The sequence below is a fragment of the Thermomicrobiales bacterium genome (assembly GCA_023954495.1).
In the GTDB taxonomy this organism is placed as follows: Bacteria; Chloroflexota; Chloroflexia; order Thermomicrobiales; family CFX8; genus JAMLIA01.
In genome coordinates this window covers 34,974-59,076 of record JAMLIA010000002.1, presented here as the reverse complement: position 1 = coordinate 59,076, position 24,103 = coordinate 34,974, and the positions used below count along the sequence as shown (strand labels likewise).

Below are 24,103 nucleotides of genomic sequence, written 5' to 3'. Positions count from 1 at the left end.
AAATGGTCAGGCTGGAATCGCCATGAGCATCACAACTAGCAACGCACAGGTCGACCCGTCCGAACCACACGAAGCGACACCGAGCGCACGAGACTGGGCTGAACTCAGCAACCGGGTCGCGCTGCAGGAGGTTGATGTCTCACTGCCGGGGAGTGGAGTCGCCTACACGATCTGGAAGCCGGATGACATGGACCGACTCCTTGACGCTGTCCAGAACGATCCGGAGCAGAATCTGCCGTACTGGGCTGAGGTGTGGCCCAGCGGCGTCGCGCTGGCCGCTGAGATTGTTGCGGAGCCGGGCGTGCTGGCGGGGTCTCGCGTGTTCGAGATCGGCTCCGGAATCGGCATCACGGCGATTGCGGCGTTGGCAACAGGGGCCGACCTGACCGTCGCCGACTACGCCGATGACGCGTTAACCCTGTGCAGTGAGAACACGCGCCGGAATGCTGGACGCCAGCCGGTCGCGATTCAATGCAACTGGCGCGAACCGGGCAGCGCGCTTGGCGGACTCGCGCCGTTTCCGGTCGTGCTCGCCGCAGATGTGCTCTACGAATCGCGCGACGTCGAGCCGTTGCTGTCGCTGCTCGACACGCTCGTGGCAGCAGACGGACTGCTCTGGCTAGCTGAGCCGGGACGTGCTGCAGCCAAGCGGTTTCTCGCACTCCTGCTGGAGCGCAGCTGGGTAGATCAGTCGACGACGCACGACGGCCCGTGGCTCGACCCGGAAGATGCCGGGACGATCGTCACCGTTCACCAGCTCCGGCGTGATGCAGGTGTCAGCGATTCAAATCCGTCTTCATAAATCTGACGGACGATGCCTTCGATCTCTGGCTCCTCAATGGTCAGGTCGCGCACTGGGTGGCGGCGCGAAATCTCGGCGATGAGTTCGGCAGCAGTTGCCTCGTCGCGGCGAAACTGTATCCAGCGACGTGGTCCGTCTGCGCGTACTTCACAGGCGTGATCCAGGCTGATCGGTTCGTCCGGCGCATATTCAAGGTCAATTACGAGCGTTCGAGCGGTGCCGAAACGATCGCGAATCTCGCTGACGCTGCCGTCGTAAATCAATCGTCCGTGGTCAATGATCATCATCCGGCGACAGAGGTGGGCAATATCTGACATATCGTGCGTTGTCAGCAGCACCGTCACGCCGCGATCCCGGTTGACCAGTTGCAGGAACTCGCGGATGCGCGCCTTGGCGACGACGTCCAATCCGATCGTCGGCTCGTCGAGATAGAGAATCTCGGGATCGTGCAAAAGCGCAGCCGCCAAGTCGCCACGCATCCGTTGCCCGAGGCTGAGCTGCCGAACTGGCGTATCGAGGAACGGATCAAGCTCGAGGATCGCGCGAAACCGAGCCAGATTCTCGGCGAAGCGCTGGGCCGGGACTCGGTAGACGTGCCGCAGGAGTTCCAGCGACTCGATCAGCGGCAGGTCCCACCACAGTTGCGTACGCTGGCCGAACACGACGCCGATGTGTGACGCCAATTGGCGGCGCTGCTGCCACGGAACCAGGTCAAGCACGCGCACCGAGCCGCTCGTCGGCACGAGGATGCCAGTCAGCATCTTGATCGTCGTGCTCTTGCCAGCCCCGTTCGGGCCGACATAACCGACGATGTCGCCACGCGGAATCGCAAACGAGATATCAGCAACTGCCTGCACGACCTTGGTGCTGCGTGTGAGAACGCGACGCAGCGCACCCGAGTCGGTATTGCGCTTGCGTACCGTAAACGTGCGCTGCAAGTCTTCGACAACGATGGTCGCAGTTCCTGTCATGCCGATTCAGCTCCCTGCACTGCGATAATGCCGCACACCAATGCCCCAGAGGACGTAGGCAACACCAGCCAGCCCCGCCGCAGCGACCGGCGGCATCAGCGGAATCCAGCGCGGCCAATCGCTCGCCTCGGGGCGGTCGAGCAGATACAACGCCGGGATGTAGGACACGAACAACAGCGGAATCACGAAGGTGAAGAAGCGCTGCATCAGGTCGTGATAGATCGACATCGGGTAGCTGGTCATTTCCGAGCCGCCGTTCGTCAGCGTGTTGATGACCTCAACGCTTTCAACCGTCCAAAAGCAGAGTGTTGCGCCGAGAACAAACACAGCCAGGAACATGACTGCGCCGCTGGCGATCACCAACGGGAGGTACAGCATCTTCTCCGGTGTCCAGTCGATTGAGGTCCAGCGCAATGCCAGAACCAGCGCGACCAATGCCTGACCGATACGACTGAAGCGCCGCAACTGAAAGTCAGCTGCCATCACCTGCGTGAAGACGCCGGCCGGCCTGAGCAGCAACTGGTCCAGCTCGCCCTGCCGGATCATGTCGCGGAACATGTCGAACCCAGCGCCGATCATTTCGGAGATGCCGAACGCGACACCGGCCAGACCGTAGAGCAGCGCGATCTCGCCAATGTCCCAGCCTGCGATGTCGCCAAAGGTATCGAGCAGGAAGATGAGCGCAACAAGCTCGGTTGCCATACCGAGGAACGTAACGAACGTGAGCAGCAGAAAGGAACCACGGTACTGCGCCTGACTGCGCACGCGCGAGCGCACGAGCGTCATATAGAGGCTGATGTCCTGGCGGAGTCTCGTCGTCATCAGCCCCCCTGCACCACGACTCGCGTAATCGCGAGCGACGTGAGCCGACGGCCAACAACCATCAGGCCGACCGCCCACGCGAGCTGGAACGCCAGCGCGCCGAGGAGTGCGTCGCCAGTCAGCATGCCGAGGTAGACATCGGCGGGCACCTGGATCATCCCGGAGAACGGCAAAGCCTCGGCGACCTGCCGCGCCCAGTCCGGCCAGAACACGAGCGGCACCAGCAGGCCCGAAAAGAAGCTCGTCGCGAACATCAGCAGGATGCCCGGACCGCGATAATCCAGCAGCCAGAATGCCGAGATGTTTACGAGATAACGCAGCCCGAAGCTGATCCAGACCGCCAACACGACACTGATGGCGAAGGCGACCGCAGTCGTCACGGTCCTGGGCAGGAAGACATCGAACAGAATGAGGCCGGTCAGCATTGTCGGCACGCCGCGCGTCATGGTGTGGCAAATCGCTCGTCCGGTATCCTGACTGAGCCAGTACCCGTAGAAGTCGAACGGCTTGCTGAGATAGGTCGCGACATCTCCGGAGCGAATGATCAACGCGATATCCCACCACCCCCACATGAAGACCGGCATGATCAACGCCTGACCGACCCAGACATAGGTCAGCGCATCATCCAGAGCCCAACCGCGCGCGTCGACCCGTCCGGTGTAGGCGGCCATGAACACGTATGAACGCAGGATGCCGAAAAAGCAGTTGGTCGTCATACCGGCGAGCGTCGCCGCACGGTAGGTGAGTTGCCGTGAGAATGCGCGCCTGACAATCTCCAGATACAGACGCACAGGAGCCTCCTACGACGAAATCGCTCGCCGTCGATTCAGATCAATCGTTACGAACAGCGCAGGATCGGAGACTATATCACATGCGAAAAGCCGACCGGCCCGTTCGCTCCAGGAACGGATCCGATCGGCTCGTTGTACTGCGGTTGCTACGCCTTGACCGACGCTTCCAGACGCGCGATTTCCTCTTCGACAACAGAGTCGTCCAGCTTGCGGAACAGGACCGTCGGCTTCTGAATCTTCTGCCCGGCCGGGAGCTCGCTCGGCTTCCAGCGATCGACCGTGGTTTCGATCTCCAGCGGCTGGTAGGTCAGCGCTTCGTGGCTGCGCGTCTCTTCCTGGTACTCCGCGATGGTGATCTCTCCGGACAGCCGGCCGTCATACCCGAGGAACTGATGGACGCGCTCGCTACTGAACGGCAGGACTGGCGCGAGAATAATCTTCAACGAATCGATAGCGCGCAGAGCGACGAAGATGCTCGTCGCAGCCGCTTCCTTGTCGGTCTTGACCTCGAACCACGGCGCGGTTTCGTCGAGATAGCGATTGACCTCGCGAGCGAGCGCAATCGACTGCCGCAGCGCCTCGCGGAGCTCGACCCGCTCGTAGTGACCGGCAACCGTCGCGAAGCCGGCCTCGATCGTGGCCAGCAGCTGACGATCGCGATCGTCCAGCTCGCCCGGCGTTGGGACGACGCCATCCCAATGCCGATGCGCGAATGACACAACGCGGTTCACCAGGTTGCCCCAGGCAGCAACGAGCTCGTTGTTGTTGCGCTCGACGAAGCCGGACCAGGTGAATTCGCTATCGTGCGTCTCGGGAGCAATCGCCGTCAGGTAGTAGCGCAGAGGGTCGGGATCATAGCGCTCGAGATAGTCCGGCAGCCAGACGGCCCAGTTGCGGCTGGTGCTCAACTGGCTGCCTTCCAGATTGAGGAACTCGTTGGCCGGAATGTCGTAGGGCAGATTCATCTCGGTGTCGTACCCAAGCAGCTCGGCCGGCCAGATGATGGCATGAAACGGGATGTTGTCCTTGCCAAGAAAGTAATATGAGCGCGCCTCCGGGTCGTACCACCAGTCGCGCCAGGCCTCCGGCTTGCCACTGTTGGCTGCCCACTCGATGGACACCGACAGGTAGCCGATGACCGCCTCGAACCAGACATAGATGATCTTGTGCTCGTAGCCTTCGATTGGGACCGGGATACCCCAGTCAATGTCTCGCGACACTGCTCGCGACAGCAATCCCTCCTGGAGCCAGTTGCGCACAAAGTTCTGCACGTTTGGCCGCCAGTGCTTTTGTTCGTTGATGTACTCGAGCAGGCGGGACTCGAATGCCGGGAGATCGAAGAAGAAGTGTTCGGTGTCACGGATCACCGGCGTGCTGCCGCACAGCTTGCAGCGCGGATCGATCAGGTCGGTCGCGTCGAGCGTGCGACCGCAGTTGTCGCACTGGTCGCCGCGCGCGCTTGTGTAGCCGCAGAAGGGGCACGTGCCTTCAACATAGCGGTCGGGCAGGAAGCGCTTGTCGACCTCGCAATACAACTGCTGCACCGGTTGCAGCGTGATGAACTCCTTGTCGTGCAGATTCTTGAAGATGTCCTGCGAGACGCGGAAGTGGTTTTCGGTGTCGGTGTGCGTGTAGAGATCGTAGGACAGTCCCAGCTTCTGCCACGACTCGAGAATGCGTCGGTGGTAGTACTCGAAGTACTCGCGTGGCGTCTTGCCGACCTTTTCCGCGCCGATGGTGATCGGCGTACCGTGCGTGTCGCTGCCGGAGAGCATCAGGACGCGGTTGCCGCGCAGGCGGTGGTAGCGCGTGAAGAGGTCAGGCGGCAGCTCGGCACCGGCGATGTGCCCGAGATGGGCATCGCCGTTGACGTACGGCCAAGCAACGAAGACGCTGATCGTTTCGTTCATTCTGTTTTTCCGCCTACTTTTCGCCTAACGACTGCACGCGCAGTCTCGCCGCGCATCGTTAAGGATAGCCTGAATTGCAAGGCCCGCCGCACGCTGCAATGCATGAGCCTATCACTGAATACGCGTAGTAGTTTGAGTTGAAGTAGAGTTGCCGAGAGGGTTGTCGGAGTCGCAACGATAAGGGACACAGCCATGCGGAGTGCAGACGTTATCGTCGTCGGCGGTGGTGTGAATGGGATGAGCACGGCCTTCCATCTGGCCAAGGCAGGAGCGGGCAAAATCATCGTTGTCGAACGCCGCCATGTCGCAGCCGGTGCGAGCGGCAAGAGCGGCGCACTGGTTCGCATGCACTACACCAACGAGCCCGAAACTCGTCTCGCTCGCGTCAGCCTCGACTATTTCCAGAACTGGAGCGATCTCGTTGGCGGCGACTGCGGGTTCAAGCCGATCGGCCTGCTTGTCTTCGTCGCTCGCGACCAGCGTGCCGACCTTGAGGCGAACCTGGCCATGCAACAGGAAGTCGGCGTTGATACGCGTCTGATCAGCGCAGCCGATGCGCTGGAGATGGATCCGTCGCTCTATGTCGATGATGTGGACGCCGTCGCCTGGGAACCAGGGTCCGGTTACGCCGACCCGAACGCGACGACCTTCGGCTTCGCCCGCGCGGCGGAACAGATGGGCGTCGAGCTGCTGCTCGATACGCCTGTCGAGCGCATCCTGATCGACGGGGACAAGGTCACCGGCGTCCAGACCGCGACTGAGCAGATTGCGGCATCGACGGTTGTCGTCGCCGCCGGTGCGTGGTCAAACCAGCTCTTCGATCCGATTGGTATCGACCTTGGACTGCGGCCGATCCCGGCGCGCGTGGCGGTTTTCCGCTGGGCGTACGATCGTTCGCCGAGCCACCTCACCTACATCGACCACATCAACGGCACCTGGGCACGCCCGACTGACGGGAATTCGACGCTCGGCGGTGCCGAAGTCGCGCAGACCGGCCAGATCGACCTCGACACCATCAACGAGTCGCTGTCGCAAGCGCAGATTGATGCCACGCGGGGCCAGCTCGTGCAACGTTTCCCGATCATGCGTCACAGCACGATGCGCGGGAACTGGGCCGGTGTGCTGTCGATGAGCCCGGACGGTCGGCCGCTGATCGGGAAGATCGAGCAATATGACGGCCTCTTTACGATGACCGGTGACAGCGGGACCTGCTTCAAGACTGCACCAGCCATCGGGCTTTGCCTGAGTGAGCTGATCACCGAGGGCAAATCATCGACCGTCGACCTGACGCCGTTCCGGCCATCGCGGGTCGCCGAGGGCAATCTCTGGCGAGATGAGCACGATTACGATCTGCCCCAGCAGACGATCTCGCGCTAACCGGTTGATCAGTCAGTGATCCTAGCCTTCGTTGCTGATCCGTGTTCCAGGCCGACTGCGGTCCGGGTCTTTGCGCCATTCCAGGTAGGAGTACACGATCAGGACCAAGCTCATAAGGATGGTCGGACCGAGGATCAGTGGGACCAACCAGGTCGGTGGAAGCAGGCCGCCGATCATCATCAACAGGCCAGTGGCGATGAAGAGCCAGCCGCCAAGACGATGGGTACGCGTCCAGGAGCGACGACTCGACAGCGTCCAGGGTGTGCGAATGCCGACGAACCAGTTGGGCTGAATCTTCCCCATCACCAGGCCAAGCAGAACGAACAGCAGTCCGACCCCGAGCATGACGATCAGCGTTGCGTTGGGTTTGATGTCTTTGATCCAGAGCAGGACGAGCGCGTGAATGCCCGCCATCAGCGCTGTCGTGCCGATGCGCATTGCTGCATACGCGCCCGAGAAGTGCACGTAGCTGGCTTTGCCGGGATCGATGCGCGGCAAGAAGAGCAGCAGCAGATACAGACCAACTGAAATCAATGGCAGCAGGAACAGGCCCTCAAGCTTGCCGCCATAGCGATCAACCTCGCCAGCGGCGTTCCAGTGTACAGGGACGCGGTCCGGAGTCGACGGCCAGATGATGCCGCTGGCGAGAAACATTGCTGCCAGCATAATCCACTGCGGGACTTCGTAGCGCAGTCGGAAGTTCATCAATCGCCTCCCGTCCGTTGATCTTCGCCGACACCAAACAAGTCGAGGATCGCGGCAATAGAGTCTCTTCGTAGGCTGCGATATTCAGCCTGTACCAGATCGTCGTTCCATCGCGTTCGGCGATAACGGGTTCACATCTTGAGCACGTTGAGTGTCTGACAACGTCGACTTTGCGATCGGCAATTCATCTGCAATGGCTCCGGCACTCATCTCCCCGCGCCGGAGAATCCGCAGAATCGCGCGCCGATTTGGATCGCTTAACGCCCGGTAAACGGTGTCCACCACGTGCTCCATTATTTCGTCCCTCACCGAAATAATGATACGATGAGGCAGCATCTGAAGACAATCGCCTTAGCTCAGTGCAGCGAATCCGGATTGACTGCCAGCACAATCAGACGTGTGACTTCCAGCGATTGCCCGTTGTCGTCGCTGACGAGGATCAGCGAACGTCGTCCATCGGGCAGAGTCGGGCCGAACGTCATGCCCTCGAAGTTGTCGAGCAGTGGGCTGAAGTCGCCGGGCGGACCACCGTCCGGCGTCACCGGGCATTGCCCGAGGTCGACGAGCAGGCGCTTCGTCACCGGCACGACATCCGCATCGCTGAGGCTGTCAATCGCGCTGACATCCGTAGCGTCGTCGAGCGAGACCAGATAGACCCTGGCGGTGAAGCCGACGAGCAGGGAGAAGCCACGCTCCAGCGCCAGCAGGTGAGTGTTGTCTACGACCAGCAATTCGGACAATCCCTGCTCTGGCTCGGTGAGGTACGCGAACTGAGTGCCGGCGATGAATCCGCTGTCGTCGCGCTGAAATTGCAGCAGGCGGACGCGACCGCGTCCGTCGCTGTCGAAGCCGTCTGAACCGAGGGGCTTCTCGTTCGCCGTCCAGAGGCTTGCGCCAGCCGGATCGATTGCCAGGGATTCGAATGTCTCGTTCAACCCGCCATCGCCTTCCGACGCGACACGAAATCGGGTTGGCACGTCGTACTCGTCAAGGAGCTGGCCAGACGCATTGAATCGCCGGATGGTCGGGCCGACCTCGGAGGCGGCCAGCAGGTCGTCGCCGTCGATGGCAAGGCCCTCAACGTCGATCGCATCGCCCGACCACGGCTGGCCGTTCTCGTCAGTAAGGCGGAACAGATCGTCAACCTGCGGTGAACTGTCAAGCGGGAACGTCATCCGGTAGATCACGCCGTCACGGTCAGCAGCGCCAAGGTAACTGTCGCCACCGGCCCACGCGATGGCCGAGATGTTTCCAACGGTGTGATCGCCGACCGGCAGCTTATCTAGCGCGTCCGAGAAACCGAGGATGTCGACGCCCGGAGCACATGACGCCCCAGACGGCTCTGTCGGCGTGGAAGCATCAGTCGCGGTCGTGACCGTGGGTGGCGCAGCAGTCGCCGTCGCAGACTCCAGCGGCGTGGTGTCTGGAGCAGCAGTGCCGGTTGCCTCGGGGCGCGAAGCATCGGGTCCGCTACAGCCGATCAGCAGAATCGTCGACAGGACGAGCAGACAAACGAGGCGTTGGAAACAGGGGCGCAGACGCGCAGCGCTCAGGTGGCACATGACGCAGGAGCCTACCAGATGCGAGCCATGCAGAATCAGCGATGATAAAATCTGCGACAGTTGACGCCGGTCAGCTCCGGACGAGACGTGCGCCGTACCCGGGACGCAAAGACGACGCACCCGGGTGGACCGTGCACGCTGTTGCCGCAATCCACCAATTGGTATCAGTACTGAATGTGAGATCGGCTGAATCGACGCCGCACTCGACATTGTCGTGCGCGCAATCGCCGACCACAACCTGAGGTGATGCTATGGCGTGGTTGCTATTGGTGCTGGCAGGTTGCTTCGAAATTGGTATGGCGTTGTCGCTGAAGGAATCTGCGGGATTCTCGAAGTTCACGCCGACCGCACTGTTCCTCGTGCTGGGCATTACGAGCTTTGCACTGCTTTCGATGGCGCTGCGGACGTTGCCGGTCGGTACGGCCTATGCTGTCTGGACTGGCATCGGCGCTGCCGGGACGGCGATCCTGGGGATGCTTATCCTCAACGAGTCGCGTGATCTCGCTCGGCTCGGCGGCATCATCCTGATCATCGGTGGCGTTGTGCTGCTACGGCTCGCCGGCGGCGAATAGGCGCCGGTTTGCTGTCAGCGCCTACGGGAGTGGGCCAACGCCAAGCGCACGTCCGTTGCGGGGCAGCGCGCTCAGGTTACGCGTGTTGACCAGGTACTGCGTCGACCAGATCAAGCCGCTACGATCCATGATCTGTTGCGTCAGATTGGTTGCGTTCGCGATGCCCCAGCCTTCGCCGAGCTCGGCGGGATAGCGCGTAATGATCGCAACGACGAGCGGGGCGACTCCCGGCGCGCCTTCACGCCCTGAGACAAACCCTGCGCTAGCGATGCGCCACTGGTACGGATCGTCGTCAACGTACCAACCGTTCTTCCCAATCGCGAGGCGGTCGCTCCCCTGCGTACTGACGCCCCAGCGATGGGCGGGCGTGACATCCTGCATCAACCCCAGCGCGAGCGATGTGAGACCCGGGGAAACGAGCTGACCGCTACCGAACAGCGCCAGGAAGCGCGCCCAGTCGGCACCGCTGGCGGCAGTCTGGCCCCAGTCCCAGGGGTGTTGAATAGCGAATCCACTGACGCCCATCTCATTGAGCGCATCCACGACGCCGACGTCCTGCCCAATGATTCGCCACATCGTGTTGGTCGCGTCGTTGTCCGAGTACATGATCATGGGCTCGATCAGACCGCGAATATCGTCCAGGCTGATGCGTCCTGTATCGACCTGATGCAACGCAACCGCCAGCACGACGGTCTTCGAGAGGCTCGCCGAGCCGATCAGCCCGCCCGAACCACCGCCATACAGCCGGCCGGTTGACGTGTCATAGATGCCAACTGTCATCCAGGCGTCGTTCTGACGCACAGCCGCCGCTACGTCAGAGTCGAACGCTTCGAGTGATTCGACCGACGCAGCCCGAGGGTCTGGAGTGCGGGTCCAGTTCAGCGCTGAGAACGGCACCCAGCCGGTTAACCGTGATGTTGAAACGAGATACCAGTCATTGCGAGGACCGTCCACGACGCGAACAATCTCACCGGCAGTGAGCGTGCCGACCGGCGATCCGTTCGGCCCGTCAGCAGCGGTGATGTCAACACGCAACGATGTCGATAGCGCCTGACTATTCTTGAATGCAGCAGTGCTTGCGACTCCCGTTCGACCCGCTGCATCGACGCCCAGATGGCCGAGCTCGACCACCCAGTCGGTTCCGATGTTTTCGGGATGCCACTCGAACCGGGCACGTTCAAAGTACTGAACCTGGTAGCCGCCTTCGGTCATGACCTCTGACAATGGGTAGCCGAAGATAGCGAGTCCGCCCTTGGCATACCACCAATCACGGAATGGTTCACAGAGACTGTGGCCAGTCGGCTCAAAGAATTCGCAACCGGAGCTGGCCTGAGAACGACTGATCGGGAGGAACGAGCGCTCTGACTGCCGTCCGAGTGTCAGGTCGTAGCCAAGCCGCCCCCCGAGCACGCGATACGGCGTGGCATCGAGCGAGGGATGGTATTCCAGTCGGGCTCGCTCGAAATACTGAGCGACGATCGACTCACCGTCTTCGGACACTGCTTCATACGGCTCGGAGATCGGATAGCCGAACAGCCACAACCCGCCGCGCGACTCCCAGTAATCGCGGATCGGACCACTGAGCGAGTGGCCGGTCGGATCGTAAAAGCTGATCCCGGCTGCTTGTGTCGTCAATGGGCTCAGCGCACCAGCGAGCAGCGCGAGTGCAATCAGGCCGTATGCGATTCGCGAAGCGATACGCCGCTCGTCGCGCTTTTCCCATCCTGAACGAACCATGTTCCCTCCCAGCGGAAGAGTATAGCCCTTCAAGACGCGAAAACTACACAACGAGTAGACAGTCGAGCGCAACGCACCCCTTCCCGCTCTCAAGCGCAACGAGCGGGTTGATGTCGAGCTCACGCACTTCCGGCAGCTCGGTCAGCAGCGCAGACACTCCGGCGATAGCGCTGGCCACAGCGTCAACGTCGGCTGGTGTTGCACCGCGATAGCCGTCCAGCAGCGCTCGGCTGCGCAAGCCCTGCAACATGCGCTTCGCAGTCGGCGCGTCCACCGGCGCGAGATGGTGGGCGGTATCGTGCAGCACCTCGACGAGAATGCCGCCAGCTCCGATGACGACGACCGGGCCAAACAGCTCGTCGCGAGTACCACCGACGACGAGCTCAACGCCGCCGCCAACCATCCGCTCGACCCTGACGCCGGTGATGGCCGCGTCCGGACGCGCAACGGCGACGCGCTGCGTGAGTAATTCATACGCTGCCATGACTTCGTCACCCGTCGAGACACCAACAACAACACCGCCGACCTCGGTTTTGTGGTGCAGGTCTTCAGCCTCGATCTTCAGAACTACCGGAAAACCGATCCGCTCGGCGATGTCGCGGGCTGCCTCGGGCGATATCGCCAGCTCGCCCTCCGGAATCGGGATGCCGTAGAGTGCTGCAATCTGCTTGCTGACCGATTCCGAAACGCCACCGCTGCCGACAGGTTGTAGCAGCTTGAGCGCCCTGGCTCGACGCTGCTCGTCGATCGCATGTGGCTCGGCTGGCGCAGCACGTTCGCGGAGCCAGACGGCGTAGCGCCCGGCGTTCGCAATCGACCGAATGGCGGTCCGTGTTCCAGCCAGAACCGGAATGTCGTGTTCGGCCAACGCCTGCGCAAGTTCCACCTGAACATCAGTGATGGTGCTAATCAGGACAACCGGCACGTTACCGTTGGCTGCCGCGTCGCCAAGGCCAGCGACCATCGGTTCCCATCCGATATCGGCCATCGGACCCGAGTAGGTCGACGCCTGTCCGATGCTGGCGACAAGATCGACGCCGGGCGTATTCACGAGGGCACTCACCGTCTCACGCGAGATCTCGCGGACACCCCAACCGACAGCGGTAATGTCGAGTGGATTGGATGGACGCGCGAATGATGGCAGGAGGGGCACGACCTTTTCACGCTGCGCAGCCTGCAATTCGGGTAGGACAAGTCCGGCCTCAGTTGCCAGGTCAGAGACTAAACCGCACTCACCACCCGAGCTCGCCGTCACCCCCAGACCCATGCCGTTCGGACGCCGAGGAGCCGCGAGCAGGGCAGCGGTGGCACCGGCCTCGCCGAGGTCATCCACGCGAATGACGCCACACTCCGCAAACAGCGCTTCGACGAGATGCGACGCGCCGGTCATCGAGCCGGTATGGGCGATGGCCGCGCGACTGCCGCGCTCGGAGCGTCCGAGCTTCAGCGCAACGATCGGCACCTCGCGTTCAGCCGCCCGCGCGGCCATCCGCCGAAATCCGGGCACGTCACGAATGCCTTCCAGCACAGCGACGATGACGCGGACGCGCGCGTCTTCGAGGAAGTAGTCCATGATCTCAACCGCGTCGACAACAGTCTGGTTGCCACAGGACACAGCGTACGCCAGCGGCGGGCAATTGATCGACGACATGAGTGAGAGCAGGATGTTGCCGCTCTGCCCAACGAGCGCGACAGAGCCGGGCTCCGTGCGACCACCCGGCGTGATGCTCCAGAGCGGCGCGCAATCAAGGTAGTTCACGACGCCGAGGCAGTTCGGGCCGATCACCGGGAAGCCAGTCTCGCGACCCATTGCGGCGATCTCAGCCTGGAGCGCTGCGCCTTCTTCACCGACCTCGGCAAATCCGGCCGCGAACGCAACCGCCCCACCGGCACCCGCCTCAATCGCCTCACGAATGATCGACGGGGTTGCCAGCGCAGGGACGGAAATCCCGACTGCGTCAACTGGCTCGGGCAAGCTCGCCAGATTCGGCCACGCCTGCCGCCCGTCGATTTCGTCGTAGCGCGGGTTGACTGGATAGATGCGGCCTGGGAATCCAAACCGCTCAAGGTTGCTGACCGTGCCCAGCCCATAACCACCCTTCGGCGACACGCCGACAACCGCAACCGAAACGGGAGAAAACAACCGCTGCAGCCGGTGGCTCATTCTTGTCCTCTTTGTTTTCCACACAGAACGTCCTCGGCCGCAGATGGAGCGACCGAATCAGCCTCAGTTTCGCGTTGGTACGCTGGCTGCAGAAGGTAACAACGATGATGCAGATCGTCAACGAGCAACGCCGGTGAACGCCCGCAGAATGTGTCAAAGGACAGTTGACGCTGTGTATGGCTGGTGCAACACTCCGCATCCATTGTCGGATCATCCGGGACGAGGATGTGGCTATCTCAACGTGGGCCAGCCTGCGTTTCCATGGTGCCGTCCGATCGATGACAGAGCGCGTATACTACTGGTCTATATCGCTCTGCGATATATGTGTGCGCGTGGGGGGGTAAACATGATGGTTGCGAAGGTCGTCGCTATTACATCGATGCGTGACACCGCTTTGCCGCAATTTCGCCGGGGGCATCGAGTACGGGCGCTATCGACATGAACGGCGCTGACGAACCGGACCTATCGAACTCACCACACGACTTCCGCCACAAGCGGAAGGCTCACTACATTGAGCGCGAAGGAACACGGCCAGGCGACCGACGCATTCGTGTACTGCGGTCCGACGACATTGTCGTGCAGGAGGGCAACAGAACCTTTCTCCGAACGCGCAAAGGTCCGCGGCAGACGCGTATTGGTCGCTGGCTGCTGAAATCGCCCGCCGCTGAGGAAGGCTCAACAACCGCCGCCGAGGAAATCCATTCGTGGTGGAAGGTCATGTGCCTCACCGGTCTGGACTATTTCTCTACGCTCGGCTATCAGCCCGGTATCGCAGCACTGGCCGCCGGGGCGCTGGCCCCCTTCGCCACGCTCGTCCTCATCCTGCTGACACTGCTCGGTGCGTACCCGATCTACAGCATCGTCGCTGAGCGCAGCCCGCACGGCGAGGGCTCGATTGCGATGCTGGAGCGATTGCTCGCCTGGTGGCAGGGGAAGCTGTTCGTTCTGGCGCTTCTCGGATTCGCCGCGACCGACTTCATCATCACGATCACGCTGTCGTCAGCGGACGCAACAGCACACATCCGCGAGAACCCCTACATGCTCGACGTGTTTGCCGGGCATCAGGTGTTGATCACGCTGCTGCTCATCTCAGTCCTCTGCGCGGTGTTCCTGAAGGGCTTCACTGAGGCGATCGGGATCGCGGTCGTTCTTGTCGTTGCGTACCTGGCGCTGAATGTCGTGGTCATTGCGGTCAGCCTGATGCATTTGCTCGATCATCCGACGCTGGTCAACGACTGGTGGAATCGGCTGACGCTGGAGCACAGCAATCCGCTCATGATGATTGCGATTGCGCTCATCCTGTTCCCGCGTCTGGCGCTTGGCCTGTCCGGCTTCGAGACCGGCGTGGCCGTGATGCCGTTGGTCAAGGGCGATCCGAGCGACACCGAACAACGCCCGCTTGGGCGCATTCGCAATACGCGCAAGCTGCTGCGTACGGCGGCGCTCATCATGACGTTCTTTCTGATCACCAGTAGCTTCACGACGATCATGCTCATCCCGGAAGAACAGTTTGAAGCCGGCGGCGAAGCGAACGGTCGAGCGCTGGCATTCCTGGCGCACGAGTACCTCGGCAACGGCTTTGGCACCGTGTACGACATCAGCACGATCCTGATTTTGTGGTTTGCCGGCGCATCGGCGATGGCCGGGTTGCTGAACATCGTGCCGCGCTATCTGCCGCGCTACGGCATGGCACCCGACTGGGCGCGCACCATCCGCCCGCTCGTCGTGGTCTTCACCGCTATCGCGTTCGCCGTCACCATCTGGTTCCGTGCCGACGTCGATGCCCAGGGCGGTGCCTACGCCACCGGCGTGCTGGTACTGATGTCTTCCGGTGCGATTGCCGTGTTCCTGCTGAAGCTGCGAAAGGCCTCGCGTCCACGCACGATCGTCTTCGGCGCGATCATGATCGTGTTCATCTACACAACGATCGTCAATGTGTTCGAGCGACCAGACGGCGTCAAGATCGCCTCGTTCTTCATCGGCGCGATTATCGTGACGTCGCTCCTCTCGCGTGTGTTCCGAGCCACCGAGTTGCGTGTCGATGAGGTCAAATTGGACGCTGCCGCCGAGCGCATGCTGCTGGAAGCGGCAATGCACGGACCGGTACGTCTCATCGCCAACCACCCGGACGCCCGCACGCCGCGCGCCTACTTGCTCAAGCTACGCGAGCAGCGCGCCGACCACCACATCCCCGGCGGGGCAGCGGCGCTCTTCCTTGAGGTTGAGATCGGCGACGCTTCCGAGTTCGCGCCAACGCTCGATATACGCGGCGAGATGATCGGCGATTACCACGTGCTGCGCGCCCGTGCGGCAGCAGTGCCGAACGCAATCGCCGCGTTTTCGCTCTACGCGCGAGATCGTACCGGCTCAATCCCGCACGTCTATTTTGGCTGGACGGAGGGGAACCCGCTGAAATATCTGGCGCGGTTTATTCTCTTTGGTGAGGGTGATATCGCACCGCTCACACACGAAATTCTGCGTAAGGCCGAGCCTGATCCGGAGCGTCGGCCGGCGGTTCACGTCGGTTAGATCACGGGATCGAGACCGTTGCGCACCGGCAGGACAGCGGGGATAACCGCGATCGTCATTAGCGCGATGCCCGCGAAGACGACACCCAGTCCGGCGGCATCGCCGAGCACACCGAACGCCAATGGAGAGACGGACGAGCTGACTAGCGCAGCAGTGAAGTAGACGCCGTAGCCGCGCGCACGCTCAGTCGACGGAACGAATTGCGCGACGCTGACGTTGAGCGCCGACGATGTGCCGTTCAGCATGAATCCCAGGATAGCAACCAGCGGAATGGTCGACCAGACCGGGCCACGATAAATGGCGATCAGCGCCACAGCCGTGACCGACTCAGTCAGGACGATGACCGTCAACGCGCCCCAGCGATCGGTCATCCAGCCGCAGAGGAACTTGCCCGCCGCACCACCTGCGAAGATCACGGCGAACAGCGCACTGACTGCAGCAGCACTAAAGCCCTTGTTGACCAGCACAAAGGACAGGAAGGTCAGCGCCGCGCCGCGTGTCGCCGTATCCAGCGCGCCCGCGACGACGACATTCGTGAAGCCGCGCTTGAACGGACTCCGTATCTCTGCCTCGCCCGTCGTCTTGCGGCGTTCACGCTGCTGTCCATTGGTGCGTCCGCGCAACAGCAACGCCAGCGAGAACAGCACGGTGAATGCGCCGACACTTCCCAACGCAATCCGCCAACCGAATTGTGTCGCGACAATGCCGGCGACGAACGGGCCGATGAGCTTGCCGACATCGCCACTGAAGTTCAGCGTTCCGAGCGCAGTCGCCATCTGCCGTGGCGGGACAGCGCGAGAGACCAGCGACGACGCAAGTGGGTGCTGGGCATTGCCGCCGATCCCGCCCAGCCCGGCTGCAACCAGCAACGTCAAGAAGCCGCCGGTCAGCGCCATCAGGATCAAGCCCAGGCCAACCCAGGCATTGCCGAGCAGGAGGACGAACATCTCTCCATACCGCGAACCCACAGCGCCGGCCGGGATTTGCAGCACACTCGACGCACCAGAGAAGACCGCCTTCATCAAGCCGACCTGCGCGTACGACAGTCCCAGGTCATCTGAGATGAACGGTAACAACGGATAGAGGAGGGCGAAGCAGGCGTCGTTGGTGAGGTGAATGCCAGATGTGACCATCAGCGCCGATCGACCGCGCGTGCGGTCGCTCAGTGATGCCGCCTCGGCCTCGCTCACATGAACCCCTCCCCAACCACGCCGTTTCGTCGGCGGGGGGACATTATACGGGTCTATCGAACGAGCGCCAGCCGCCCGAGAGATTCCGGGCGGCTGGCGCGTTCGTTCCTACGGTAGTGAGCTAGCGAAGGGTGATCGTTGTCCCATCACTATCACGATCGGGATCATGGTTGTTTGCTGGCGCGTAGGCGAGTGTCGCATGTGTGACGTTGGTCACCTCAAACGTCACGACAGTGGCGTTCGGTGTCAACGACGGGATCGACACCGTGCAGACGCCGGACGAGCTCGTCTGGCACGACAGCGTCTTTGACGAGCGGCCATATGACACTGTCCCGGTGACCGTCGCATTTGCGACAGCCACGCCGGTCGATGACTCGACCTGAATCGTGATCGTGACGCTTGCACCGGATCGCGAACTGGTGAGCTTGCCATCCAGATCGGCGATGTTGAGTGTCGACGGCGGCGGCGGCGGTGGCGGTGCTGCCGTGACGTTCACGCTCTGACTCTTGGTCGCCGTGCCACCGCGATTGTCGGTGACGGTCAGCGTGACCGTGAACGAGCCGGACCCGCCATACACATGGGTCGCGCTCGGCCCGACCGCCGTTCCGCCGTCTCCGAATGTCCATGCATACGAGACGATCTGGCCGTCCGGGTCGGCGGAGCCGTTGCTATTGAACGAGCAAGCGAGCTCGTTACAGGTCGCGCCAAGCTGCGGAACCGGCAGCTCGTTGATGTTGTCGACATTGACAGTGACGGCAGCTGAGATCGTCGTCTGGTCGGCGGAGTCCGTCGCCACCGCCGTCAGGACGTGCGACCCATCGGCAACAGCGGCGGAGTTCCACGAGACAGCCCAACCGCCGGCCGAGCTCGTGTCTTTGCCAACCGACGCACCATCGACGAAGAACTCGACCTGCGTCAGGCCGTTGTCATCATCTGCACTCGCGACGAGGCTGGCAGAACCGACGATCGTCGTTCCATGCGTCGGGCTCGTGATCGCCACCGTCGGCGGCGCATCAGTCGGTTCGCTCGGGATCGGATCACCGGCCAGCGCAACACTGACGCGGTTGAGATTCAGCAAGCTCCCCGGGTTCGTGCCGGTGTGACCGAACAGGAACTTCACAATCTGAGCGCCAGACTGCAGACGAATTGCCGCAGACGTCGTGTCGCCCCAGGTGCTCCAGCCGCCAGTCGGCTGAATTGAAACCGCGCCGGACACATCGACATCGTCGACCAGCACAGTCAGCGTCGCGTTGGTTCGCGGCGTGGCAGTGCGGAACGTAAAGACGTAGTCACCTGCTGCAGGGACACTGACCTTGTAGGACAGCCACTCGGCGGACTCAATGTCGGTGACGGAGATACAGCCGGAACCGTCTGCGCACGTCGTCTTGTCGACATCGTCGACCCAGTACGCGCCGCCGCTGTTTCCGGCTGTCGTGTCGAAGTAGCGATGGTAGTCCTCGGCCTCGAAGGAGCCGGGGAGCGCAAACTGATGCGTGACGCGGACACCCGACGGCGCGCTCAGCGTCGAGCCGCCCGATCCGTTCGTGGCGCGAGCTTCCACCTGGTGGCTGCCGACGCTGACGCCATCGAGTCCCCAGTTCCACTCATAGAGTTGCCGGGAAGTGTTGTAGGTCGCTGCATTCCAGCTACCGCCATCTATGCGGAACTGGACATTCAGCGATCCTTCCGGCGTCGTCGGGTCGACCGCACGGAGCTGCAGCCGCTGCGTCGAGCCGTCAGCCGTCAGGACCGCGCCTTCACGCGGCGAGACGAGGGTCACTTCCGGCCCACCAGCGACGCCGTCACAGACACCACCGACGGCCTTGCATGCATTGACACGACCGTTCAGCCACCGCGAGCCGGTGCCACTGATCGCTTCGGAGGTCTGTTCAATTCGGTTGCGCACGGCGGTATTGCTGGTTCCGTAGGGTGTTGACCAGACCAGTCCGGCCAGTCCGGCGACGACCGGCGAGGCCATCGACGTGCCGCTCTTCAGTCCGTAGGAGGTGCCGCGTACCGTCGAGAGGATGGACTCGCCAGGTGCAGCCACGCTGACCCAGGTGCCGTAGTTCGAAAAGCTCGACTTCTGATCGCGATTGTTGGTTGACGCCACAGCGATGACGTTCGGCAGATAGGCAGGATAGAACGCGGAGGTCGAGCTTTCATTACCGGCAGCGGCCACGACGACCACGCCACGACTCCAGGCGTAATTGATCGCTGACGACAGTGATGACGACGACGCGGTCCCGCCGAGGCTCATGTTGATGACCTTGGCACCGTTGTCGACAGCCCAATAGATTCCTTCGACGATACCGGCCCACGAGCCGTTACCATTGTCGGCCAGGACTTTCACATTGAAGATGGTGCAGCCTGGACAGACGCCGGCCACACCGACACCATTGCCAGTCCTGGCAGCAACAATGCCAGCCACGTGCGTCCCGTGCCCGTTAACGTCCAGGGCTGACGGGCTGCTACTGAAGTTCACTGACTTCGAGATTTTTCCGGACAAGTCCGGATGTGACGTGTCGATGCCCGTATCGAGAATCGCAATTGCGACGGAGCCACTGGTTACATCCCAGGCCGCGTAGGCATCAATGTCCGAATCGGCAATTCCGCTGCCTTGTCCGCCATTCTCCAGATGCCACTGTTCGCTGACTCGCGGATCATTTGGCGTTGCGACTGCGGAATAGATCCCGTTTCGCTCAGCAAACTCAACGTTGGGATTGCGCAGGTAATCAGCGATCCGCGCACTTTCCTGCCCGGGAGTCACGGCGACGACATCAACACCGACTTTGGAAATGCTGCGTTTGAGCACTCCACGTGCGTTGCGGTGCGCGTCTGTCATCAGCTTGCTATCTGTCCCCTTGCGGAACTTGACCAGGAGCTCACCAGACACGTACTCGGCCTGCGAGCTTCGCGCGCTTGTCGGCGTCGGTGTGAGCGCTGCAAAAAGCGACGCGACAAGGACAACCACCGATACCAGCACAACACCTCGTGGCATGCGACGATCCTGACACGACGGAGAGATTCGGCGGAACAGGTCCGACCGCCCGTTCTCCCCTCAACTGACGCACGCTCGCGCGCACACCAGGCACACCACATCCGCCCGGCAACACTCCGTCACCCAGCAAAATGGCGTACGTTGTCAGGTGCGTCACACCCGCAAATCAGACATGCACAGCAAGCATGCACATCATACGCGATACATGACAGTTTGTACAGGTTAATATGGATTCTCTGATTGAGTCGTCATTGCCTGCGGTCATCAAAGACAATCAATGTGTCTCGGGAGCGACGCGGGCGACGCTTCGGATCGGCGGCTGCGTGTCCGAGCGCAATGAGCGCGTGCGGCACGAGCGCCTCATCCAGATCAAGGGCAGCAACAACGACCTCGGGGCAGAAGAGCGGGGCACACATCCAACCGGCGTCGATGCCGTTTGCGTAGGCAGCCAGCAGCATATTCTGGACGCACGCACCGAGACTCTGGACAGCCATCGTCCGCTCGGCTGCGGCGCGTTCAGCATCGGGGTAACGATCCAGATCCTGAGTGTAGAGCGAAACCAGAATGAGCGTCGGAGCCTCAACGAGGCGACGGTGCGATCCGCTGAGCCGTGCCTGGATGACGTCCTCCGGGTCTCCGTCCATTGCCAGGTTGTGTCGCCAGCTCGCCGCCATCGCAACTGCCAGACGCGACCGCGTCTCAAGGGACTGGAGGACGGCGAAGCGCCAGGGCTGAGTGCCGTGGGGAGACGGAGCCCACAACCCGGCATCGAGCACGCGATTGATGATCTCGTCGGCGACAGGTTCCGACCCGAAACGGCGCACCGACCGCCTGCCGCGTACGAGCTCGACAAAGTCAGCCAGCGACCCAGGATCGAGCGGCTCGCGTGGCGCGGATTCGGGTGCTGGAATCCAATCCGGATCGTCGATCATCATGCTTCTCCGCGTTCATACAACCTGTTCGGGAGAAGGATACGCTGTGAGTGCGCTGTCAATGTCAAGTTGTTCCCACGGCAGCCAACCTGCCATTGACAACGCACTCATAATGGCCGTCACAAGGGGGCGTTGCTGATTCGACGCCGTACCGTTGACACTTCGTTTGGGACAATGCGGCGACCTACTCAACCAGGTCGTTGGTGAATGCCGCTGAGGCGTCAACCTCGCCATCCAGCAGGCCGTTCTCGGTCAGGAATTCGGCCATGCTTTGCCAGTCGTCCGCATTGCTCGCGCCCGGCGGGGTCGTCGGCTGCCAGAGCGGCAGCGACGCTTCGAGCACGGCCTTGGCGTCGGCGACCTGCTGGGCATCGGTCAGGGTTGGCACGAATTTCTTGGCGATTTCCAGCGCCTCGTCGGGGTGATCGAGCGTGTACTGCACGCCTTCAAGAGTCGCGGCAACGATCGCGCGCGCAACGTCCGGATTATCGTTCAGCATCGCTTCAGTCACGACAATGCCGTTCGAGATCAGCGGTCGTACCTCCGAAACCGGGAACGTTCGGGTCTCCATGCCGGCTTTCTGCAGTTGGAGCGGTTCGTTGTTGACGTAACCAATCACCGCGTCAACGTGCCCGGCCAACAACGCCGCCGCCTGTGTGAAGCCGATGCTCTCAACCTGCACGTCGTCCGCAGTCAGGCCCGAGCCTGCCAACAGTGCGAGAAGCCCAATGTAGGTCGCACCATATGGTCCCGGGATGCCGACCTTCTTGCCCTTGATGTCGGCAACGGACTCGATGCCGGAATCCGCAGGAACGATCAGGCCAATCGGGTAGGTGGTGAAGACTTCCGCGACGTAAACAAGTTCGGCACCCTTCGCCCGTGCGGAGAGGACTTCGTCCCCTCCAGCCATCATGGCGTCTTCCTGCCCGGCAACCAACGCGCCGAACAGGTCCGCGCCGGCCTGATGGTGGTTCAGGTCAACGTTCAGCCCGTGATCAGCATAGAAGCCCTTCTCAATCGCGACGTAGAAGGGTGCAAACTGGATATTCGGAACGAATGAAAGACCGATGGTCGTATCGCGCGGCTCAGCGCTGTTCGATGCATCGGGCGACGTAGAAGTTTCAGCGCTCGTCGATGTCGCGGCGGCAGGTGCTCCGTCGTCATCGCCTCCGCACGCCGTCAGCAGTGGCACAAGCAACAGCAGCAGCGCGACTGCCAGCAGCGCCAAACGAGATGAACCGCGGCCCCGGCGGCTCGAAAACAGCGACTCGATCGTCTCCATACCTTGGATCACTCCCCCAATATGCGCAGCAAGCGCGCCTCAATAAACCGGGCAACCCCATAAAGCGACGATGCCAGCAGCATCAGCATGAACAGCGTGGCAAACACCAGCGGCGTGTCGAAATTGCTGCGCGCGATCGTCAGCAATCCACCCAACCCCTGATCGCCGAGAATGAATTCGCCAACGACGGCACCAATGATTGAGAGCGTCAAACCGGTGCGCAGGCCGGTCAGCACAGCAGGCATCGCGAGCGGTGCCTCGAAGTGCAGCAACATCGACCAGCCGTGGGCACCATCGACCCGCGCGGCGTCGATGACATCGCGATCAATCGTGCGCAGACCCAGCGCGGTGTTGACGACGATCGGAAAGAAGACGATTAGCGCGCAGAGGACGACGACAGCCTTCAGCCCGTAACCGAGCCAGATGACGAGGATGGGCGCGATGGCAACCGAGGGCATCGCCTGGCTGGCTGCCAGATACGGCTCAAGAGTCCGCGCCAGAACGCGGCTTCGCGCGATCCCGTAGCCGATCGGGAGCGCGATGGCCGCGCCCGCGCCGAACCCCAGCATGCTTTCGGTCAGCGTCGTCCGCGCATATTCCCAGAACAGCCCGCCTCGCACAGAGTTCCAGAACGAGCGCGCGACATCGGCTGGGTAAGGCAGGAGGAATGATGAGACACTGCCGGTGCGAACCAGCAGGTCCCAAACCAGCAAGATTGAAAGACCCAGCAGAACAGCTGGAATACAGCCAACAAACGAGCGCAGGGGTCGGAGGGCAGTCGAGCGTCGGGGAGAACGACTGGCTTCCGCAGGCTCAGCCGCCTCGCCGGGGCGAAGAGACTCAGCAGGTGGGACATCAGTGATGGATTGAGAGGTGCGGCTGATCTCCATGCAGTCTTCCCCAGACACAACAAACCCGAAGGCGGGGTATGCCTTCGGGGTAAGCAGTGTCAGGTGGCTGGCCTTCAACACCCGTCGATTAATCGACAGGGTCGGAGACACCATAGCCTGAGACTACCGCGAGCCTTCTTTCATCCGGACTATACCGTCGGCCCCGGAGTTACACCGGGTCATGCAACGTTACACACGTCGCTCGCGGGCTGTACCGCCGATCGGGAATTGAGACTACACGTCCCGCACCCTGCCCCGAAGGACCTCGCTATCGTCCATAGTATACGACGCCTGCAAACATTCAAGGAGTAATCGACATGACAGGAGACTCGCATGCGAAGCACCGATGACATCATCATCACGAACGCGATTATCCAGCTGCGGGCAGCAGGTGACAAGCTGCGACCTGCCATCGTCGGAGGCGAGGTGACGCTGACAAGCCCGGGGCTCATTCGCATCATCGAGCACGTGCTGTCCGAACCGCTCGAAATCGGCGGCGCGACCCTGACCTACGTCTCGGCGAGCCTCGACGACGGGGCGCTGGAGATGGTCATGCGCGTCCGGCGATCGATCATCAATCAGAACGTCACCGCCCGTGTCGAGCTGAGTCCATCCAGCTCCGGCGATCTGACCGCAACGATCAGCGATTTGCGGGTCGGGCGACTCGGGGCTGCTTGGCTGCTGGATTTCGTGCTCAGTGCAGTCAATCAACAGCCGGGTCTGCGTCAATCCGGCCCGCGGTCGATCGACATCGATGTCAGCGCACTGCTGCAAGCCAGGAACATCGATCTCGAATGGGAAACGCGAATCCAGCAGGTGCGAACAACACCTGCCGGACTCACCATCGTCGCATCCTGATGTCGATC

Annotated in this window: 18 protein-coding genes and 2 riboswitches; of the genes, 5 read left to right on the top strand and 13 right to left on the bottom strand. The window is 62.0% G+C overall.

What is annotated here, in order from left to right; genetic code table 11:
* Window positions 1-22 precede the first annotated feature (22 nt).
* Window positions 23-802: a methyltransferase domain-containing protein gene (locus M9890_00640; GenBank protein ID MCO5175478.1), complete on the top strand. Its 780-nt coding sequence runs from the start codon at window positions 23-25 to the stop codon at window positions 800-802.
* On the opposite strand, the gene M9890_00635 is transcribed toward M9890_00640, so the two are convergent.
* From M9890_00635 to metG, 4 genes are all read right to left on the bottom strand, one after another.
* A complete protein-coding gene (locus tag M9890_00635; protein MCO5175477.1) occupies window positions 751-1,773 on the bottom strand; it encodes an ATP-binding cassette domain-containing protein in 1,023 nt (340 codons plus the stop codon). The two genes, M9890_00640 and M9890_00635, sit on opposite strands and share 52 nt — an antisense overlap.
* A 6-nt stretch (window positions 1,774-1,779) precedes the next feature.
* The gene (locus M9890_00630; GenBank protein MCO5175476.1) at window positions 1,780-2,595 is read right to left on the bottom strand and encodes an ABC-2 family transporter protein; all 816 of its coding nucleotides are present in this window, start codon (window positions 2,593-2,595) and stop codon (window positions 1,780-1,782) included.
* Window positions 2,595-3,386: a hypothetical protein gene (locus tag M9890_00625; GenBank protein MCO5175475.1), complete on the bottom strand. Its 792-nt coding sequence runs from the start codon at window positions 3,384-3,386 to the stop codon at window positions 2,595-2,597. Before M9890_00625 ends, M9890_00630 begins: the two co-directional genes overlap by 1 nt.
* A gap of 146 nt (window positions 3,387-3,532) precedes the next feature.
* On the bottom strand, window positions 3,533-5,296 hold the full coding sequence (metG, locus tag M9890_00620; GenBank protein ID MCO5175474.1) for a methionine--tRNA ligase: 1,764 nt from the start codon (window positions 5,294-5,296) through the stop codon (window positions 3,533-3,535).
* A 192-nt stretch (window positions 5,297-5,488) separates the two neighbouring features.
* Here metG and M9890_00615 point away from each other — a divergent pair, with 192 nt between their 5' ends.
* Window positions 5,489-6,673 carry an FAD-binding oxidoreductase gene (locus M9890_00615; protein ID MCO5175473.1) on the top strand — a complete coding sequence of 395 codons (1,185 nt, stop codon included), beginning with the start codon at window positions 5,489-5,491 and terminating at the stop codon, window positions 6,671-6,673.
* 21 nt (window positions 6,674-6,694) lie between these two features.
* Here M9890_00615 and M9890_00610 read toward each other — a convergent pair whose 3' ends face one another.
* Both M9890_00610 and M9890_00605 read right to left on the bottom strand, forming a co-directional pair.
* Entirely contained in the window at window positions 6,695-7,378 is a 684-nt protein-coding gene (locus M9890_00610) for an SdpI family protein (protein ID MCO5175472.1), read from the bottom strand.
* A gap of 356 nt (window positions 7,379-7,734) precedes the next feature.
* The gene (locus M9890_00605) at window positions 7,735-8,940 is read right to left on the bottom strand and encodes an esterase-like activity of phytase family protein (GenBank protein MCO5175471.1); all 1,206 of its coding nucleotides are present in this window, start codon (window positions 8,938-8,940) and stop codon (window positions 7,735-7,737) included.
* Between the two features lie 55 nt (window positions 8,941-8,995).
* A riboswitch (guanidine-III (ykkC-III) riboswitch) is annotated at window positions 8,996-9,061 on the top strand.
* A gap of 130 nt (window positions 9,062-9,191) precedes the next feature.
* Here M9890_00605 and M9890_00600 point away from each other — a divergent pair.
* Window positions 9,192-9,512 carry a multidrug efflux SMR transporter gene (locus M9890_00600; protein ID MCO5175470.1) on the top strand — a complete coding sequence of 107 codons (321 nt, stop codon included), beginning with the start codon at window positions 9,192-9,194 and terminating at the stop codon, window positions 9,510-9,512.
* A 21-nt stretch (window positions 9,513-9,533) separates the two neighbouring features.
* Here M9890_00600 and M9890_00595 read toward each other — a convergent pair whose 3' ends face one another.
* Together M9890_00595 and M9890_00590 are read right to left on the bottom strand one after the other, a co-directional pair.
* The gene (locus tag M9890_00595; protein MCO5175469.1) at window positions 9,534-11,249 is read right to left on the bottom strand and encodes a serine hydrolase; all 1,716 of its coding nucleotides are present in this window, start codon (window positions 11,247-11,249) and stop codon (window positions 9,534-9,536) included.
* A 43-nt stretch (window positions 11,250-11,292) separates the two neighbouring features.
* Window positions 11,293-13,413, bottom strand: coding sequence for an acetate--CoA ligase family protein (locus M9890_00590; protein MCO5175468.1), 2,121 nt, complete (start codon window positions 13,411-13,413; stop codon window positions 11,293-11,295).
* Between the two features lie 438 nt (window positions 13,414-13,851).
* Between M9890_00590 and M9890_00585 the strand changes: the two genes are divergently transcribed.
* On the top strand, window positions 13,852-15,942 hold the full coding sequence (locus tag M9890_00585; GenBank protein ID MCO5175467.1) for an APC family permease: 2,091 nt from the start codon (window positions 13,852-13,854) through the stop codon (window positions 15,940-15,942).
* Here M9890_00585 and M9890_00580 read toward each other — a convergent pair.
* From M9890_00580 to M9890_00560, 5 genes are all read right to left on the bottom strand, one after another.
* Entirely contained in the window at window positions 15,939-17,132 is a 1,194-nt protein-coding gene (locus M9890_00580) for an MFS transporter (protein MCO5175466.1), read from the bottom strand. The genes M9890_00585 and M9890_00580 overlap by 4 nt on opposite strands.
* A gap of 121 nt (window positions 17,133-17,253) precedes the next feature.
* Window positions 17,254-20,133, bottom strand: a complete 2,880-nt coding sequence (locus tag M9890_00575) for a S8 family serine peptidase (GenBank protein ID MCO5175465.1) — start codon at window positions 20,131-20,133, stop codon at window positions 17,254-17,256.
* 248 nt (window positions 20,134-20,381) lie between these two features.
* Window positions 20,382-21,065, bottom strand: coding sequence for a nitroreductase family protein (locus tag M9890_00570; protein ID MCO5175464.1), 684 nt, complete (start codon window positions 21,063-21,065; stop codon window positions 20,382-20,384).
* Between the two features lie 184 nt (window positions 21,066-21,249).
* Window positions 21,250-22,347, bottom strand: coding sequence for an ABC transporter substrate-binding protein (locus M9890_00565; protein ID MCO5175463.1), 1,098 nt, complete (start codon window positions 22,345-22,347; stop codon window positions 21,250-21,252).
* 8 nt (window positions 22,348-22,355) lie between these two features.
* Window positions 22,356-22,928 (bottom strand): ABC transporter permease subunit, encoded by a 573-nt coding sequence (locus M9890_00560; protein MCO5175462.1) that lies wholly within the window; start codon window positions 22,926-22,928, stop codon window positions 22,356-22,358.
* Window positions 22,929-23,365: 437 nt separating this feature from the next.
* Window positions 23,366-23,504: riboswitch (FMN riboswitch) on the bottom strand.
* Between the two features lie 66 nt (window positions 23,505-23,570).
* Between M9890_00560 and M9890_00555 the strand changes: the two genes are divergently transcribed.
* Window positions 23,571-24,095, top strand: coding sequence for a hypothetical protein (locus tag M9890_00555; protein MCO5175461.1), 525 nt, complete (start codon window positions 23,571-23,573; stop codon window positions 24,093-24,095).
* The last annotated feature ends 8 nt before the right edge of the window (window positions 24,096-24,103 follow it).

Bases quoted from the DNA above. Each gene is read 5' to 3' on its own strand.
- M9890_00555 (MCO5175461.1), top strand. From the start codon at position 23,571: ATGCGAAGCACCGATGACATCATCATCACGAACGCGATTATCCAGCTG.
- M9890_00605 (MCO5175471.1), bottom strand. From the start codon at position 8,940: ATGTGCCACCTGAGCGCTGCGCGTCTGCGCCCCTGTTTCCAACGCCTC.
- M9890_00590 (MCO5175468.1), bottom strand. From the start codon at position 13,413: ATGAGCCACCGGCTGCAGCGGTTGTTTTCTCCCGTTTCGGTTGCGGTT.
- M9890_00585 (MCO5175467.1), top strand. From the start codon at position 13,852: ATGAACGGCGCTGACGAACCGGACCTATCGAACTCACCACACGACTTC.
- M9890_00635 (MCO5175477.1), bottom strand. From the start codon at position 1,773: ATGACAGGAACTGCGACCATCGTTGTCGAAGACTTGCAGCGCACGTTT.
- M9890_00610 (MCO5175472.1), bottom strand. From the start codon at position 7,378: ATGAACTTCCGACTGCGCTACGAAGTCCCGCAGTGGATTATGCTGGCA.
- M9890_00595 (MCO5175469.1), bottom strand. From the start codon at position 11,249: ATGGTTCGTTCAGGATGGGAAAAGCGCGACGAGCGGCGTATCGCTTCG.
- M9890_00575 (MCO5175465.1), bottom strand. From the start codon at position 20,133: ATGCCACGAGGTGTTGTGCTGGTATCGGTGGTTGTCCTTGTCGCGTCG.
- M9890_00640 (MCO5175478.1), top strand. From the start codon at position 23: ATGAGCATCACAACTAGCAACGCACAGGTCGACCCGTCCGAACCACAC.
- M9890_00600 (MCO5175470.1), top strand. From the start codon at position 9,192: ATGGCGTGGTTGCTATTGGTGCTGGCAGGTTGCTTCGAAATTGGTATG.
- metG (MCO5175474.1), bottom strand. From the start codon at position 5,296: ATGAACGAAACGATCAGCGTCTTCGTTGCTTGGCCGTACGTCAACGGC.
- M9890_00570 (MCO5175464.1), bottom strand. From the start codon at position 21,065: ATGATCGACGATCCGGATTGGATTCCAGCACCCGAATCCGCGCCACGC.
- M9890_00615 (MCO5175473.1), top strand. From the start codon at position 5,489: ATGCGGAGTGCAGACGTTATCGTCGTCGGCGGTGGTGTGAATGGGATG.
- M9890_00630 (MCO5175476.1), bottom strand. From the start codon at position 2,595: ATGACGACGAGACTCCGCCAGGACATCAGCCTCTATATGACGCTCGTG.
- M9890_00565 (MCO5175463.1), bottom strand. From the start codon at position 22,347: ATGGAGACGATCGAGTCGCTGTTTTCGAGCCGCCGGGGCCGCGGTTCA.